Raw genomic sequence first — 15,223 nt, forward strand, 5'->3', positions numbered from 1 at the left:
GTGGCGGACAGCCGGCCCGCGATGGAATTGGCGTGCTTACGCGGGACCCATGACGGATCAACTGGTGCTGAAAGAGAAGCTGGCCGCACTCCGGGTGGAGCACCGCGACCTGGACGACGTCATCCGTCGCCTGCAGGACCAGATGCCCATGGACCAGTTGCAGATCCAGCGCATGAAGAAGCGCAAGCTGCTGCTGAAGGACATGATCGCCCGGCTGGAAAGCGAGCTGGTGCCGGACATCATTGCCTGACGGCGGGTGTCACCGGCCTGCCCGCATGTTATCGTCGCGAGGTCAGGAGGTGGACCCATGAACGCCTTGCCCCTGGGAAAGCCCGCGTTGATGACTGTGGCCGAATTCGCCGACTGGCCCGGCGACGGCACGGACTCGAACCATGAGCTGATTGGCGGCATCCCCGTCGCCCAGGCACAACCCAGTCCCGAGCATGGCACGATACAGGCCAACATCACGGGTCTGGCCTTTCTTGCCCTGCGCGACCGCCCGCCCTGCCGCCCGATCACAGAGGCCGGGCTGGCCAAGAGCTTCCGCCACCACACCATGCGCGCGCCGGACGTGGTCCTGACCTGCCAAGAGCCGGTGCGGCGGACGTTGTTGGAAGCGACCGTGATCTTTGAGGTGCTGTCCCCGTCCAATTGGGCCGACACCCTCGCCAAGCTGCCCTTCTACGCCAGCCTCCCCGGTGTCCGGGAGATCGTGCTGGTGGACAGCCGCCGGATGGAGGTCACAGTCTATCGTCGGCATGACGACGGCGACGATTGGGTGGACGCGCCTGAAGAGCGGCTGACCGAGCCGGGCCACGTCTTGCGCCTGCCCTCCATGGACATCGCCATGTCCCTGGCGGACATCTATCGGAACGTACCTTTTTAAGACGCGGCACAAACGCGCGGTTCCCTTGCGCCCGCGCGGCTTGCCAGCGGGTTCCGGCCGCCTATACTGCGGCGCTTTCCGCGACCCGGTGTTGCCAGGAGAGCCAGAGCCGTGAGCGCCCCCGAGACACAGAGCCCGCCGGTGGGCATCATCATGGGCAGCCAGTCCGACTGGGCCACCATGAAGCACGCGGCCGACACGCTGGCCGCCCTCGGCGTGGCGCATGAGGCGCGGATCGTCTCCGCCCACCGCACGCCGCAGCGCCTGTACGACTATGCCACCACGGCCCGGGACCGGGGCGTGAAGGTGATCATCGCCGGGGCCGGCGGGGCCGCCCACCTGCCCGGCATGGCCGCTTCCATGACCACGCTGCCCGTCTTCGGCGTGCCGGTGGAAAGCCACGCGCTGAAGGGCGTGGACAGCCTCTACTCCATCGTCCAGATGCCCGGTGGCATCCCCGTGGGTACCCTCGCCATCGGCAAGGCCGGGGCCATCAACGCGGCGCTGCTGGCGGCTGCCGTCCTCGCCCTCAACGACGAGGGGCTGCATGGCCGCCTCGCCGACTGGCGCAAGCGGCAGACGGAGGCCGTGGCCGAGTTCCCGGTGGACGCGCCGTGAGGACGCTGCCCCCCGGTTCCACCATCGGCATGCTGGGCGCCGGCCAGCTGGGCCGCATGACCGCCCTGGCCGCCGCCCGCCTGGGCTACAAGCTCCACGCCTTTTCCCTGGAAGGGCGGGAAAGCTCCTGCGGCCAGGTCTGTGCGGAGGTCACCACCGCCGACTGGCATGACCGTGATGCCCTGGCCCGCTTCGCCGCGTCCGTGGACGTGGTGACGCTGGAGTGGGAGAACGTGCCCACCGGCACGGTGGATTTCCTGTCTACCCTGGTACCGGTGCATCCCGGCTCCGCCGTCCTGGCGGTGGCCCAGGACCGGCTCAAGGAAAAGGCCTTCGCCAACGCGCAAGGCCTGGAGACCGCGCCCTTCCGCGCCGTCCGCAACGTGGCGGAGCTGGAGGCGGCGGTGGCCGAGTTGGGCCGCCCGTCCATCCTGAAATCCACCCGCCTGGGTTATGACGGCAAGGGTCAGGCCCGCATCCTGCCCGGCACCGACCTCGCAGACGCCTGGGCCGCCGTCGGCACGGACGAGGCCATCCTGGAAGGCTTCGTGGACTTCGCCTGCGAGGTCTCCGTCATCACCGCCCGGCGGGAAGACGGCGTGATGGCCAGCTTCCCCGTGGTGGAGAACCGGCACAAGTCAGGCATCCTGGACACCACCCATGTTCCCGCCGCCGTGACGCCCGCCGTCGCGGCGCAGGCCGTGCGGGTGGCGGAGACGATGACACGCTCCCTAAACGTCGTCGGCCTGCTGGCGGTGGAGATGTTCGTCACTTCGGACGGGCGGGTGCTGGTGAACGAGGTTGCGCCGCGGCCCCACAATTCCGGCCACTGGACCCAGGATTTCTGCGAGACCGACCAGTTCGAGCAGTTCGTCCGCGCCGTCTGCGGCCTGCCCCTGGGGCCCACGGGCATCGTCAGCCCATGCGTCATGACCAACCTGATCGGCGACGACGTGGCCGCTTGGCCGGCCCTGCTGGCCGAACCGGGCGCCCACCTGCACCTCTACGGCAAGAGTGAGGCCCGGCCGGGCCGCAAGATGGGGCATGTGAACCGGAAGGCGTAAGGCGGCGGCCCTGCTTCCAAGCGGGCCGTCCGGGCGGGTGGCCCTATTCCGGCTCCCCGTCCCGCTTGCCCAGCCGGTGGCCGTCCAGCAGCTTGTCGGCCTTCCGGTCCAAGGCCTCCCTCTGGCGGTTGGCCAGCTTGGATTGGCCGAACTTGGCCCGGTTCTCGATGGCGCGCTGTTCCCGATCCGCCTTCTCGCGCGCCTTGCGGAATCGGTTCAGGTTCACGATCTCGCCCATATCTTCACCGATCATGCGATGCTGGCGGGTAGGGAAGGGTACCGCCTTCCCTGGATAAGCCAAGTCCGCCTTTGTGGCATAGCCGGGGCGATGGACGCGGGTCGAAGGGATTAAGGGTGCGCAAGCTTCTCCTCTCTCTGGGCGTGGTAGTGGGGCTTCTCCTGGCCGCGGCGGCGGTGGGGCCCCGCTTCGTGGACTGGGGTGCCTATCGCGGTCAGGTGGCGGCCCTGCTGGAACGGGCGACCGGCCGGCAGGTGGCCATATCCGGCCCGCTGGACCTGACCCTGCTGCCCCGGCCGGTGCTGACCGCGCGGGACGTATCCCTCTCCGCCGGGGAGGAGGGGCCGCCCTTGGCGACGGTGCGGGAGGTGGACCTGCGTGTCCGCCCCTGGCCCCTGCTGCGCGGGCTGGTGCAGGTGGAACGGCTGACCCTGGACGGGCCGAGCCTGCGCGTCACCCGCGCGGCGGACGGCACCGTGACCTGGCCCATCGACGCTGCCGCCCTGGGCCAGACGGTGCAGGTGGAACGGCTGACCCTGGATGACGGCACGGTGACCCTGGACGACCAGGCCGGCGGCCGCACCCTGCTGCTGGAAGGGGTGGGCGCGGAGCTGGGCGCGGGAAGCCAGCAGGGGCCCTATACCCTGACCGGCCGCTTCACCCTGGCGGGCCAGCCCCTGTCCCTGGACCTGACTGCCGGCCGCGGCGCGCTGGAAGGATCGGCGCCCCTGCGCCTGATCCTGGGCCTGCCGGAGGATGAGGCCACCGTCCGCTTCACCGGCATGGGCACGGCCCTGCGACCCTGGCGGCTGGAGGGGGACCTGTCGGCGGAGGGCAAGGGCCTGGGCGCCCTGGCCCGGTTGGCCCAGACCCTGGCGGGCACCCCGGGGGCGGATGTGGCCACCGCGCCGCTGCCCTTCGGCCTGACCGGGACCTTGGTGGCCGGGCCGCGGGGCATCTCCCTGGACGGCATGACCCTGGCCCTGGGGGAGGGCAAGGGCACCGGCAGCCTGGAATGGCCCCTGGACGGGGCGGAGCGTGACGGTTCTCTGGTCCTGTCCTTCGCTGGCCTGGACCTGGACAGCCTGCCCGCCACCGGCCTGCCTGACCTGCCGGGCCTTGACGGTCGGGCCCTGACCCTGGACCTGCTGGCCGACTCGGTGCGCTGGCGTGGCGGCGCCCTGACCGATGCCCGGCTGGTCGGGCGCTTCGCCGAAGGCGTGCTGGGGATCGAGGGCGCCGGTGCCGTGCTGCCCGGCGGGACGGAGGTGAAGGCCACCGGCAGCCTCGCCCGGGACCAGGGCCGCCCCACCGCGGACCTGATGGTAGAGGCCCGCACCGACGACCTCCGCCAGACCCTCGCCTGGGCCGGTCTGGAGTCGGGCGCCATCCCGCCGGAGCGGCTGCGTGCCGCGACCCTCACCGGGCGCCTGACCGGCACGCCCGATGACTTCCGGCTGGAAGGCGCCACCGCCACCCTGGACACGGCCACCCTGACCGGCAGCGCCGCGGTGAAGCGGGGGGAACGGCTGTCCCTGGGCCTGCGGGTGGAGGCCGACCGGCTGAACCTGGATGCCTACCGCGACCCCGCCAGCCCTTGGCCCTGGGACCGCTGGCGGCGGGAGGTGGATGGGGAGGTGGACGCCAAGGTGGGGCACCTGACCCTCGGCGGCGTCCAGGCAGACGGGCTGGTGCTTTCCGCCGCCGTCCAGGGCGGGGCCGTCACCTTGCGGGACCTGACGGCCGAGCAGGCGGCCGGGGTGAAGCTGAAGGCCAACGGCAAGCTGGGCGGGCTGGAGCCCCTCGGCCCCTCCTTCCTGACCCTGTCCGCCCAGGCCCCAACCCTGGCGCCCCTGTTCCGGGCCTTGGGCCTAGAGCCGCCCGTGGCGCCGGAGCGCTTGGGTCCCGTCACCCTGGACGCTCGCCTGTCCGGCGATGCCGCCCGGCTGGCGGTGGAGCTGGAGGCCGGCCTGCTGGGCGGCAAGCTCCAGGCCGGTGGCGCCGTGCTGGACCCGGAAGGGGAGGGCCGGCTGGAGGTGAAGGCCCGCGCCACCCTGCCGGAGACGGCGGAGCTGGTCCGCCTCTGGCGGGCGGACTACCGGCCCGGTACGGCGACCCTGGGGCCGTTCGACCTGTATGGGGAGCTGGGGGGCACGGCCAAGGCCCTCACGGCCACGAACCTGCAAGGCAACGTCGCCGGTTCCGGCCTGACCGGGCGGCTGGCCCTGGACCGGACGGGGGAGATGCCGGCCTTGGACGCCAGCCTGGCCTTCACGGGCCTGGACGTGGACATGCTGCTGCCGGCCCTGGCCGCCGCGGGCCCTGCCTGGGACCTGGGCTGGGCGCGGCGGTTGACGGCAAGCCTGGCCCTGGAGCCTTCGAACCTGACCCTGGCCGGGGCGGAACTGCGGCAGGCCACCGGTACCGTGCTGGTGAAGGACGGGATGCTGGAACTGCGGGACCTGAAGGCCCGCTGGCGGGACGGGGGCCTGGCCGCCACCGCCGGCCTGTCCCAGGACGCGCCCTTGCCGGGTGCGGCCCCCGACCTGGCCCTCGCCCCGTTGAAGGCAACCCTGGCCCTGTCCGTCACCGACGCGGCCATGCCGGAAGCCGGGCCGGATGATGCGGGCATCGGCATTTCCCTGTCCGGCGGCCGGTTCGACCTGGGGCTGGACGCGCGGGGGGAGGGGGGCAGCCCGGCGGCCATCGCCCTGGCCCTGACCGGCAGCGGCAAGGCGGCCGTGCGCGGCGCCACCCTGTCGGGGATCGACCTTGCCAACGCGGCGGCGCGGCTGGGCGATGCCGATGGCAGCCGCGCCGCCCTGGCCGGGCTGGGCCGCTCGGTCCGCGAAGGGGCGACGCCGCTGACGACGCTGGAGGCGCCCTTCACCCTGGCGGGCGGGCAGGTGCTGGCCGAGTCCCTGGCCGCCACGGCCCAGGCGGGCAGGCTCACCGGCCGGGCGAGCCTTGGCCTGCCGGACCGGCGGCTGGAGGCGCGGTTGCAGGTGACGCTTTCCGATCCCGCCAACACCCCGCCCTTCACCTTGGCCCTTTCCGGCCCCCTGTCCGCGGTGGAACGGACGGTGGAGGGGGCGGAGGTCGCCGCCTGGGCCGACAAGCGCGCCGCCCGCCAGGTCCTGGCCCCCGTGGCCCCGCTGGAGGTGCCGCCCCAGCCCGCCGTCGTCCCCGCCAACGACCGCCCCCGCCCACCCCCGCCACCCCGCCAGGAACCCAGGCCCGCCCCGAAACCCACGCCGGAGCAGAAGCCGGAGGACTCCGTCGTCAAGGGCATCCTGGATCGATTGAGGCAGCAATAGCCGGACGGGCCACACCCCTTGGCCGCCTTCCGGCGGGGCGGGGTGGCCGTTACCTCTCCGCCCGCGGGCGCCGCCGGGGCGCCCAGGCACGAAGAGGGGTCACGCATGCTGAAGGGCAAGCTCGCCATCGTCACCGGCTCCACCAGCGGCATCGGCCTGGGCATCGCCCGGCGCCTGGCCGGGGCGGGGGCGGACATCCTGCTGAACGGCTTCGGCGACCCGGGTGAGATCGAGAGGCTCCGCACCGGGCTGGAGGGGGAGTTCGGCATCCGCGCTGCCTATTCCGGCGCCGACATGTCCAAGCCGGACCAGGTGAAGGGCATGGTGGAAGAGGCACTGGGGCGGTTCGGCCGGGTGGACGTGCTGGTGAACAACGCCGGCATCCAGCACACCGCACCGGTGGAGGATTTCCCGGGCGACAAATGGGAAGCCATCCTGTCCATCAACCTGTCCGCCGCCTTCTACGCCATCCAGGCGGCCCTGCCCGCCATGAAGCGGCAGGGCTGGGGCCGGGTCATCAACATTGCCTCCGCCCACGGGCTGGTGGCCAGCGCCAACAAGTCCGCCTACGTGGCCGCCAAGCACGGGCTGGTCGGCCTGACCAAGGTGGTGGCGCTGGAGACGGCGGCCACCCCGGTCACCTGCAACGCCATCTGCCCCGGCTGGGTGCTGACGCCCCTGGTGCAGAAGCAGATCGAGGCCCTGGCCGCCAAGGACGGCACCAGCGTGGAGGCCGCCCAGGCCAAGCTGCTGACGGAGAAGCAGCCCGCCCCAAGCTTCACCACCCCGGAACAGTTGGGGGAGGTGGCGCTGTTCCTCTGTTCCGACGGGGCCGCCAACATCCGCGGGGCCTCCCTCAGCGTCGATGGGGGATGGACGGCACAATAAGGTTGGGGGTAAGCAACGGGGACAGCCGGCCTGTCCCCTTAGCCTATCCCTAACGGGTGGTCGCGCAGGATGGGGCGTCCGCCACCGGGTCAGGCAGAGAGAAGTTGAGCAACAGAATTCCGCACACCGCCGGGGCCGCTCCCCATCCCGCCCCGCAGCCGCGGAAGACCGTCAACCTGGCCCTGCAAGGGGGCGGCGCCCACGGCGCCTTCACCTGGGGCGTGCTGGACAAGCTGCTGGAAGACGGGCGGCTGGACTTCGACGGGGTCAGCGGCACCAGCGCCGGGGCCATCAACGGGGCGCTGCTGGCCTATGGGCTGGCCTCCGGCGGGCCGGATGGCGCGCGGGAGCTGCTGGAGCGGCTGTGGCGGCGGCTGGCCAAGGCCAACGCCTTCGGGCCCCTGTCCCCGTCCTGGCTATCGGCGGTGACCGGCAACCCGCACCTGGATGCCCACCCGGTCTATGCCGGGCTGGACCTGATGGTGCGGATGATGTCGCCCTACCAGTTCAACCCCCTGGGCCTGAACCCCCTGCGTGACGCCCTGCGCGGGCTGGTGGATTTCGACGTGTTGCGGCGGGTGGCAGCGCCGCGGCTGTTCGTCAGCGCCACCAACGTCACCCAGGGTCGGCTGAAGGTGTTCCAGGGGCAGGAACTGTCGGCGGACTGCCTGGTGGCCTCCGCCTGCCTGCCCCTGCTGTTCCAGGCCGTGGACATCGACGGGGAGCAGTACTGGGACGGCGGCTACATGGGCAACCCCACCCTGCACCCGCTGATCCATGACAGCGTGGCCCGCGACCTGGTCATCATCCAGGTCACCCCCATCGCCCGGCCGGGCCTGCCCACCACCCCCACGGCCATCGTGGACCGGATCAACGAGATCAGCTTCAACTCCACCTACCTGCGTGAGTTGCGGGCCATGGAGCTGGTCAACCGGCTGATCGACCAGGGCAAGATGACGGAGGAAGAGGCGGGACTGACCCGCTTCTACCTGCACCGGGTGGCGGCCGAGGACGCCATGGCCCAGCTCGGCGTCTCCAGCAAGCTGAACGCCGACTGGGGCTTCCTGACCACCCTGCGCGACCTGGGCCGGGCCGCGGCGGCCGCTTGGCTGGACTCGACCTATGACCGGCTGGGGGTTCAAAGCACCTTCGACGTGGGCGGGTTCCTGGTTTAGGGGTTCGTTTCCCTCAGACGCCCCCGAACGAACTTTCGAATTCGAAAGTCGCCCCGCCCGACGGGTCCGACCGCCCCGCGTTGCGTGCTTGCCAAAGCCTGTCCAGGGGAGTCATCATTCCGTAAGAATATGGACGCCGGATTTTCAACCGGCGCGGTCCCAGGGAAGGACCGGGATGGACGACGACCGAGCCGCAGAGAACACGCTGGAGCAGGTACCCCACGCCTTCGTGGCGCACGCCACGGTCCTGCTGGCCGTGAACCTGACGCATGGGCTGGACCCGGTGCTCGCCGGCCTGCTGCCAGAGCAGGTGCCGGAGGCGGATGAGCTGCTGGACGACCAGGTCCTTGTGGGCCAGGTGATCCGCGCCCCACGGGGGGAAACGCGGCTGGAGCGGGCCGTCCAGTGGTTCGATACGGTCTGGTTCGAGCTGCCCGACCGCCCGACCCAGGAAGCCGCCGTCCGGCGGGAGCTGGAGCGGCAGCGGGACGTGCCCGCCATCTTCGACCTGGAGGCCGCCCTGGTGGGGGCCGCCGACCTGCTGGAGACGCTGGCGGCCCAGACCGCCTTCTTCCGTGACACGTCGGGCCTGCGGGCCGTGCTGCGCGCCGTGCGGCGCTGGCAGGCCGACCAGACGCGTGAAAACCTGCTGGTCCTGTCCAGCATCGCGTCCGAACTGGATGAGCCCGCGGGCCTGCCGAGCACCGAGGTGGTGCAGCGCATCCGCTTCTTCGCCCAGGAAGGCGGCATGCTGGCCGGGGAATACCTGGCCCTGCACTTCAAGCCCACCGAACTGGCCGCCTGGGACCTGCCGGAACTGACCAACCTGCTGCGCAGCCGCTATCCCCTGCTGCGCCACGCCGACGTGGCTAGGCTGGTCGCCCGCCTGGTGGCGGAGCACAATTCACAGGCCGCTTAGACCCGTTTTCCGACGACCGGAAACGGTTCCAGCCGTTCGTTTGCCCCAGTCGCCGGCGCCGCATCCGCGGCTTGGCTACGCTCGCATGGGCGCGCGGCGTCAGTCGCCGCCGGAGCGTGTTCGCGGTCAGCGTAGACCAACCCTAGTTGGGCGCCGGCTCCACGGGCATAGCCTTGCTGACCACCAGCACGACATGCTCGCCCTGGGCCTCGATGGACTTGGCGGCGGTGCGGGGCAGGGGGATCCTGGCGTGGCGGCAATAGAGGATCAGCATGGCCGCCAACTCGCTTTCCTCCATCTCGATCTCGCGGAAGACGCGGGCGCCGACGGCCTGGATCTTGATGCCCAGCACCAAGGGGTTGGCGGACCGGATCAGGATCGGCCCCACCAGCCCGGGGGGCTGTTTCTGGGGGAACAGGGAGCGGTAGGTCTTCACCGCCTCGCGGACCGCCTCCGGCGAGAACATGATGTGCCGCGTGTCGACGATCATGGTGAAAACCGGTTGCCGCGAAAGGGAACGCCGCGGGCCAAAGGGGGTGCCCGGGCGTGCGGCTGATGTAGATCATATCCGGGTAGGTCGGCAAGCCACAGGGTATGCGGCGAGATGCGCCCAGGTTCCGGGCGCGGCGCGCCGCCGCAGCCCCCGGGATAGGTTCGTTCGCACTTGCACCATCAAGTCTTATGGACATTACTCTGCGGCGCCGAACGAAGAAGCAAACGTGCGGGAGGTTCAACCATGCCGGGCCGTTACCAGGAACTCCATAGCCGCTCCCTGTCCGATCCCGAAGGCTTCTGGGCCGAGGCCGCGGGGGCGATCGACTGGGTGAAACGCTGGGACAAGGTCCTGGACGACAGCAACGCCCCCCTCTACCGCTGGTTCAGCGGGGGGGAGCTGAACACATGCTGGAACGCGCTGGACCGCCATGTGGAAGGCGGGCGCGCCGACCAGGCGGCCATCATCTATGACAGCCCCGTCACCGAGACCAAGCGCACCCTGACCTATCGCGAGCTGCGGGACCAGGTGGCCCTGTTCGCCGGCGCCCTCAGGAACCTGGGCGTGGAAAAGGGCGACCGGGTCATCGTCTACATGCCCATGGTGCCGGAAGCGCTGGTGGCCATGCTGGCCTGCGCCCGGTTGGGCGCCGTGCACAGCGTCGTCTTCGGCGGCTTCGCCCCGCATGAGCTGGCCACCCGCATCAACGACGCCAAGCCCAAGGTGATCGTCTCCGCCTCCTGCGGCATCGAGCCCGGGCGGGTGGTGAAGTACAAGCCCATGCTGGACAGCGCCATCGAGCAGTCCACCCACAAGCCCGACCATTGCGTGGTGCTGAAGCGCCCGCAGGCGGAGGCGGAGCTGGTCGCCCCCCGCGACGTGGACTGGGAAGCGGCCGTGGCCGCCGCCCAGCCCGCGGACTGCGTGCCGGTGAAGGCGACGGACCCCCTCTACGTCCTCTATACCTCGGGCACCACGGGCCAGCCCAAGGGCGTGGTGCGTGACAATGGCGGCCATGCCGTGGCCCTGAAATGGACCATGGAGCATTTCTACGGCGTCAAGCCGGGGGAGGTGTTCTGGGCCGCGTCGGACGTGGGCTGGGTGGTGGGTCACAGCTACATCGTCTATGCCCCGCTGCTGCACGGCTGCACCACCGTGGTCTATGAGGGCAAGCCGGTGGGCACGCCCGATGCCGGCGCCTTCTGGCGCATGATCAACGAGTACGGCATCCAGACCCTGTTCACCGCCCCCACCGCCTTCCGCGCCATCAAGCGCGACGACCCGAACGCGGAACTGCTGGGCAAGTACGACCTGTCCTGTTTCCGCGCCCTGTTCCTGGCGGGGGAGCGGTCGGACCCCGACACCATCCAGTGGGCGGAGCGGAACCTGAAGGTCCCCGTCATCGACCATTGGTGGCAGACGGAGACGGGCTGGCCCATCGCCGGCAACCCGCTGGGCCTGGAACTCTTCCCCGTGAAGTACGGCAGCACCTGCAAGCCCTTGCCGGGCTGGGACATCCGGGTCCTGGCCGCCGACGGTCATGAGGTGCCCAAGGGCGACATCGGCGCCATCGTCGCCAAGCTGCCCCTGCCGCCGGGCACCCTGCCGACCCTGTGGAACGCGGAGGACCGGTTCAGGAACAGCTACCTGGCCGAATACCCCGGCTACTACCAGACGGCCGACGCGGGCTTCATCGACAGCGACGGCTACATCCACGTCATGGCCCGCACCGACGACATCATCAACGTCGCCGGCCACCGCCTGTCCACCGGCGGCATGGAAGAGGTGCTGGCCGGCCACCCCGACGTGGCGGAATGCGCCGTGATCGGCGTGGCGGACGAGCTGAAGGGCCAGTTGCCCCTGGGCTTCGTCGTGCTGAAGGCCGGCGTCACCAAGGACCACGACACCATCTGCAAGGAGCTGGTGAAGAAGGTCCGGGATGAGATCGGCCCCGTGGCCGCCTTCAAGCAGGCCATCGTGGTGGACCGCCTGCCCAAGACCCGCTCCGGCAAGATCCTGCGCGGCACCATGCAGAAGATCGCCGATGCGGAACCCTGGAAGATGCCCGCCACCATCGACGACCCGATCATCCTGGACGAGATCGGCCAGGCCCTGAAGGGCATCGGGTACGCGAAGGAGAAGGCGTAGGCCTCCTACACCCGAATAGGTAACCAGCCTCCTTCGCCCGTGAAACCCCCGCCGCTCCCCCGTGTTCACCCGTCAGGGAAAACGGGGGCGGAGGGGGAGCGTGGACCAGCTGCAGCGGCATATCGGCGAGCATCTCGGGCCGTTGCGCTGCTACGCGCGGCGGCTTTCCCGCAACGGGCATGAGGCGGAGGACCTGGTCCAGGACAGCGTGGCGCGGGCCCTGTCGCGGGCGGACCGGTTCCGCGCGGGCAGCAACCTGCGCGCCTGGCTGTTCACCATCATGCACAATGTCCACGCCAACCAGGTGCGCCAGCGGGTGGCGCGGCCGGAGTCGCCGGTGGATGACACGGTGCTCGGCGACATCCCCTGTCCGGCCGACCAGGACAACCGGATCGAGCTGCGCGACATGGCCCGCGGCCTCGCCACCCTGCCGGCGGAGCAGCGCCAGGTGTTGCTGCTGGTGGCGCTGGAGGGGTTGCGTTACGACCAGGTGGCCCAGGTGCTGGGCATCCCCGCCGGCACGGTGATGAGCCGCCTGTCCCGGGCGCGGGAAACCCTGCGCCGCCACCTCTTGGGCGAGCGACCGCGCCTGCGGAGGGTGAAGTGATCATCCGCCGCGGCCCGCCGGCACCACCCCGTCCCGTGACGGAGGAGGAGTTGCACGCCTATGCCGACGGGCTGCTGGCCCGCGACCGGCTGCCCGCGGTCAAGGCCTACCTGGAGCTGAACCCCGCGGCGGCGGCGGAGGTGGCGACCTGGCGTGAGCAGAACCGGGCCCTGCGCCTGCTGTTCGCCGCCGGCCCGGCCGCGGGCGCCGACCCGGCCTGGGAGGCGGAGGCCGCGTCCCTGGCAGGCCCCAAGGGCCGCTCCGCCAAGGTGAAGGCGGCCCTGGCCAGGGTGGGCGGGACCAGGCGGCTGCCCGCCATGGCGGCGGGGCTGGCCCTGCTGGTCACCGGGGCCCTGGCGGGCTCCACCCTGCCGGACAACCGGACGGAGGACGGCGTCGCCCGCTTCGCCCGGGCGGCGGAACGGGTCCACCTGATCACGACGGGGCGCGGCAATGGCGCCACCTTGGCCGCCCTGACCCAAGGGCGGGGCCCTGACCTGCGCCGCCTGGGCTGGATCCTGGAGGGCATCCGCCCCGTGCGCGTGGGCGTGGAGGACGCGGCGCAACTGATCTATGGCGACGGCACCGGGCGACGCTTGTCCGTCCTGGTGGGCCGCCCCACCGGCCCGCGGGAGGCCAGCGTCAGCTATCGCCGCCGGGGGGAGCAGGTGATGTTCACCTGGCTGGACGACAACCTGGCCTATGCGTTGGTGGGGGAGTTGCCGCGGGCGGAGATGCTTCGCCTTGCCGACGCGGTGCATGACCGGCTGTCCCGTGGCGCCACGGTCCAGGCCGGGACCATCGCCTTCACCCACGGCGAGGCCCGTGGCCGTCCTGCAACAATGACAGATTTCTGACAGAGCCCTGCAAAACGTGAGTTTTCGGCTTGACGGCCCTGCGTCGCCTGCATACCGTCCCGTCATGTCCGTACGGGTTGAACGGGCGGGGCTTCAAAAGCGCTGGTAACAGCAAAAGGGCCGCGGCACTGACCGCGGCCCTTTATAATTTGTGCGCCCGACGCTGCACCTACCCTTGCCTCAAGGCCCGCGACCGCGGGCCCGCGGACACGTGTCCGCGCAAGCCAAGGGAGCGGAGCGACCGCCCGGCGTTTGAGGGGGCGGCCTCAGGCCGCCTTCGCCTCGATCTGCGGGGCGGCCACGGGGGCGCCGGTGTTGATCTTGATGGTCCGGGGCTTCATGGCCTCGGGCACCTCACGCAACAGCTCCACATGCAGCAGGCCGTTCTCCAGGGCGGCACCGTTCACCCGGATATGGTCGGCCAGCTGGAAGCGGCGCTCGAACGCGCGGCCGGCGATGCCACGGTGCAGGAAGGTCCCGCCCTCCTGCTCCTTCGCCTTGCCCTGGATGACCAGCAGGTTCGGGTGCGCGGTAATCTCCAGGTCCTCGGGCCGGAAGCCGGCCACGGCCATGGTCACGCGGTACTGGTCGTCACCCAGCTTCTCGATGTTGTACGGGGGGTAGGAGTTGCCGTTGTCCTCGCCACTCAGCGCGGTCTCCAGAAGCCGGGTCATCCGGTCGAAACCGACGGTGGAACGGAACAGGGGCGACAGGTCATAGGTACGCATGGGTATCCTCCGCAAGAAGCGATACATGTCCCGGGGCCCCCAGCGCTGGCCGGCCCCGTCTGGTGTGGCCTGATGGGACCCCGATCGGGCGTCCCTGCCACGCCCCCTAGGTAGGAAGCGCCTTCCAGGCCGTCAAGGGGTGCCCGTGCGGCGAAATCCCGATCCGGTCGGGCACCCCGACCCGCGACGTCCGCGCCGCCTGTGGCATCGCCGCCTGCGTCGGGAGCGGTTGCGCCCGCGGGGTGTTAGCCTCTACCATCACAACCCAAGGGCTGGGGCCGTCGCCCCGGCGGAAGGGGTGCCGCGTGAACGGTCCGACCGCCTTCTTCACCAAGCTGTATGACGAGACCATGGCCCTCCTGGTCGAGGCGCGGAACTATGTCGCCTACCAGGAAGCCAACGACACCCGCGGCCTGGCCCCGCCGCTGCGGCTCCAGGTCTCCTACGAATCCATGCGCGTCACCAGCCGGCTCACCCAGGTCATGGCCTGGCTGCTGGCCCAGAAGGCCGTGCATGCGGGGGAACTGACCGCCGCCCAGGCGGTGGGGGAGGACTTCGCCCTGTCCGGCGGACTGGTCTGCACCGACCCCAGCGGGCCGGAGAACGAATCCCTGCCCACGGGCATCCGATCCCTGCTGGAACGCAGCCACAGCCTCTATATGCGCGTGTCCCGGCTGGAGGACATGGTAAGGCGGAACGTGGCGTGAGGGGAGGATTGGCGCCGGCAAGCGGCAAAGCAGCGATATGCCGCAAACACGAAAAGGGCGCCGGCGGTTACCCGCGGCGCCCTTTCGAATTCGAAAGCGCAGCTTACTTCAGGCCGAAGCTCTGGAAGCGCTTGTTGAACTTGGCGATCTGGCCGCCGGTGTCCAACAGCTTCTGCACGCCCGTCCAAGCCGGGTGGGACTTGGTGTCGATGTCCAGGCGCATGGTGTCGCCCGGCTTGCCCCAGGTGGAACGGGTCTTGAAGGTCGTGCCGTCGGTCATGACGACATTGATCTCATGGTAGTCGGGGTGGATATCGGCTTTCGGCATGATCGGCGGTCCTCAGAAAGAAGCGCGCCTTATATACAACTTGCCCCACCTCCGCAACCCCCCGGGCGCGGGCGCCAGCCTGTGGCCGGGAAGGGGTGGCATGCGGGGCGGGGGTGGCCGGGACAGGGGGGCAAAGGGCCGCTTTCCCATCCTGCGACTGCGGAACTGTTGCCCCGCCGCCCGGCTGGGGCTAGGACGGTACGGACGACCCGAGTCCCTGTCCGACCAGCGCCCCCGGAGTCCCCGCTTT

At 70.7% G+C, this 15,223-nt stretch carries 16 protein-coding genes; 12 read left to right on the forward strand and 4 right to left on the reverse strand.

Going from position 1 to position 15,223, the window contains the following annotated elements; genetic code table 11:
- Positions 1 to 49: 49 nt before the first annotated feature.
- The 4 genes from HHL28_RS03580 (at position 50) to HHL28_RS03595 (ending at position 2,568) form a co-directional block, all read left to right on the forward strand.
- Complete coding sequence (locus HHL28_RS03580) at positions 50 to 250, forward strand: YdcH family protein (protein WP_075770736.1); 201 nt, start codon at positions 50 to 52, stop codon at positions 248 to 250.
- A 57-nt stretch (positions 251 to 307) separates the two neighbouring features.
- Positions 308 to 886, forward strand: coding sequence for a Uma2 family endonuclease (locus tag HHL28_RS03585; protein WP_075770735.1), 579 nt, complete (start codon positions 308 to 310; stop codon positions 884 to 886).
- Between the two features lie 153 nt (positions 887 to 1,039).
- Entirely contained in the window at positions 1,040 to 1,504 is a 465-nt protein-coding gene (gene purE, locus HHL28_RS03590; protein ID WP_075770794.1) for a 5-(carboxyamino)imidazole ribonucleotide mutase, read from the forward strand.
- Complete coding sequence (locus tag HHL28_RS03595; protein ID WP_075770734.1) at positions 1,501 to 2,568, forward strand: 5-(carboxyamino)imidazole ribonucleotide synthase; 1,068 nt, start codon at positions 1,501 to 1,503, stop codon at positions 2,566 to 2,568. Before purE ends, HHL28_RS03595 begins: the two co-directional genes overlap by 4 nt.
- 43 nt (positions 2,569 to 2,611) lie before the next feature.
- On the opposite strand, the gene HHL28_RS03600 is transcribed toward HHL28_RS03595, so the two are convergent.
- Positions 2,612 to 2,821 (reverse strand): DUF4169 family protein, encoded by a 210-nt coding sequence (locus tag HHL28_RS03600; RefSeq protein ID WP_404326409.1) that lies wholly within the window; start codon positions 2,819 to 2,821, stop codon positions 2,612 to 2,614.
- A 101-nt stretch (positions 2,822 to 2,922) separates the two neighbouring features.
- Here HHL28_RS03600 and HHL28_RS03605 point away from each other — a divergent pair, with 101 nt between their 5' ends.
- The 4 genes from HHL28_RS03605 to HHL28_RS03620 all read left to right on the forward strand — a co-directional run bounded on the left by HHL28_RS03605 (position 2,923) and on the right by HHL28_RS03620 (position 9,105).
- Positions 2,923 to 6,123, forward strand: coding sequence for an AsmA family protein (locus tag HHL28_RS03605; RefSeq protein ID WP_075770733.1), 3,201 nt, complete (start codon positions 2,923 to 2,925; stop codon positions 6,121 to 6,123).
- Between the two features lie 105 nt (positions 6,124 to 6,228).
- Positions 6,229 to 7,011: a 3-hydroxybutyrate dehydrogenase gene (locus HHL28_RS03610; RefSeq protein WP_075770732.1), complete on the forward strand. Its 783-nt coding sequence runs from the start codon at positions 6,229 to 6,231 to the stop codon at positions 7,009 to 7,011.
- A 104-nt stretch (positions 7,012 to 7,115) separates the two neighbouring features.
- Positions 7,116 to 8,186 (forward strand): patatin-like phospholipase family protein, encoded by a 1,071-nt coding sequence (locus tag HHL28_RS03615; protein ID WP_404326411.1) that lies wholly within the window; start codon positions 7,116 to 7,118, stop codon positions 8,184 to 8,186.
- A 175-nt stretch (positions 8,187 to 8,361) separates the two neighbouring features.
- Complete coding sequence (locus HHL28_RS03620; protein WP_075770731.1) at positions 8,362 to 9,105, forward strand: hypothetical protein; 744 nt, start codon at positions 8,362 to 8,364, stop codon at positions 9,103 to 9,105.
- A gap of 142 nt (positions 9,106 to 9,247) precedes the next feature.
- Here HHL28_RS03620 and HHL28_RS03625 read toward each other — a convergent pair whose 3' ends face one another.
- Complete coding sequence (locus HHL28_RS03625; protein ID WP_075770730.1) at positions 9,248 to 9,595, reverse strand: hypothetical protein; 348 nt, start codon at positions 9,593 to 9,595, stop codon at positions 9,248 to 9,250.
- A gap of 246 nt (positions 9,596 to 9,841) precedes the next feature.
- On the opposite strand from HHL28_RS03625, the gene HHL28_RS03630 reads away from it, so the two are divergent.
- The 3 genes from HHL28_RS03630 (at position 9,842) to HHL28_RS03640 (ending at position 13,210) form a co-directional block, all read left to right on the forward strand.
- A complete protein-coding gene (locus HHL28_RS03630) occupies positions 9,842 to 11,746 on the forward strand; it encodes a propionyl-CoA synthetase (protein ID WP_075770729.1) in 1,905 nt (634 codons plus the stop codon).
- Between the two features lie 100 nt (positions 11,747 to 11,846).
- Positions 11,847 to 12,353, forward strand: a complete 507-nt coding sequence (locus HHL28_RS03635; RefSeq protein ID WP_075770728.1) for a sigma-70 family RNA polymerase sigma factor — start codon at positions 11,847 to 11,849, stop codon at positions 12,351 to 12,353.
- Positions 12,350 to 13,210, forward strand: a complete 861-nt coding sequence (locus tag HHL28_RS03640) for an anti-sigma factor family protein (protein ID WP_075770727.1) — start codon at positions 12,350 to 12,352, stop codon at positions 13,208 to 13,210. The genes HHL28_RS03635 and HHL28_RS03640 overlap by 4 nt, the downstream gene beginning before the upstream one ends.
- A 266-nt stretch (positions 13,211 to 13,476) precedes the next feature.
- Here HHL28_RS03640 and HHL28_RS03645 read toward each other — a convergent pair whose 3' ends face one another.
- Entirely contained in the window at positions 13,477 to 13,938 is a 462-nt protein-coding gene (locus tag HHL28_RS03645; protein WP_075770726.1) for an Hsp20 family protein, read from the reverse strand.
- A 305-nt stretch (positions 13,939 to 14,243) separates the two neighbouring features.
- Here HHL28_RS03645 and HHL28_RS03650 point away from each other — a divergent pair, with 305 nt between their 5' ends.
- Positions 14,244 to 14,645 carry a DUF1465 family protein gene (locus HHL28_RS03650; RefSeq protein WP_075770725.1) on the forward strand — a complete coding sequence of 134 codons (402 nt, stop codon included), beginning with the start codon at positions 14,244 to 14,246 and terminating at the stop codon, positions 14,643 to 14,645.
- A 103-nt stretch (positions 14,646 to 14,748) separates the two neighbouring features.
- Here the strand turns inward: HHL28_RS03650 and rpmE are convergent, their stop codons facing one another.
- Positions 14,749 to 14,973: a 50S ribosomal protein L31 gene (gene rpmE / locus HHL28_RS03655; protein ID WP_075770724.1), complete on the reverse strand. Its 225-nt coding sequence runs from the start codon at positions 14,971 to 14,973 to the stop codon at positions 14,749 to 14,751.
- Between the last annotated feature and the right edge of the window lie 250 nt (positions 14,974 to 15,223).

It is taken from the genome of Aerophototrophica crusticola (genome assembly GCF_012913305.1).
GTDB classification, from domain to species: Bacteria; Pseudomonadota; Alphaproteobacteria; order Azospirillales; family Azospirillaceae; genus Niveispirillum; species Niveispirillum crusticola.

Excerpts from the sequence above, each read along its gene's own strand:
- rpmE (WP_075770724.1), bottom strand. The coding sequence starts at position 14,973 with ATGCCGAAAGCCGATATCCACCCCGACTACCATGAGATCAATGTCGTC.
- HHL28_RS03645 (WP_075770726.1), bottom strand. The coding sequence starts at position 13,938 with ATGCGTACCTATGACCTGTCGCCCCTGTTCCGTTCCACCGTCGGTTTC.
- HHL28_RS03630 (WP_075770729.1), top strand. The coding sequence starts at position 9,842 with ATGCCGGGCCGTTACCAGGAACTCCATAGCCGCTCCCTGTCCGATCCC.
- HHL28_RS03625 (WP_075770730.1), bottom strand. The coding sequence starts at position 9,595 with ATGATCGTCGACACGCGGCACATCATGTTCTCGCCGGAGGCGGTCCGC.
- HHL28_RS03610 (WP_075770732.1), top strand. The coding sequence starts at position 6,229 with ATGCTGAAGGGCAAGCTCGCCATCGTCACCGGCTCCACCAGCGGCATC.
- HHL28_RS03585 (WP_075770735.1), top strand. The coding sequence starts at position 308 with ATGAACGCCTTGCCCCTGGGAAAGCCCGCGTTGATGACTGTGGCCGAA.
- HHL28_RS03620 (WP_075770731.1), top strand. The coding sequence starts at position 8,362 with ATGGACGACGACCGAGCCGCAGAGAACACGCTGGAGCAGGTACCCCAC.
- HHL28_RS03580 (WP_075770736.1), top strand. The coding sequence starts at position 50 with ATGACGGATCAACTGGTGCTGAAAGAGAAGCTGGCCGCACTCCGGGTG.
- purE (WP_075770794.1), top strand. The coding sequence starts at position 1,040 with ATGGGCAGCCAGTCCGACTGGGCCACCATGAAGCACGCGGCCGACACG.
- HHL28_RS03600 (WP_404326409.1), bottom strand. The coding sequence starts at position 2,821 with ATGATCGGTGAAGATATGGGCGAGATCGTGAACCTGAACCGATTCCGC.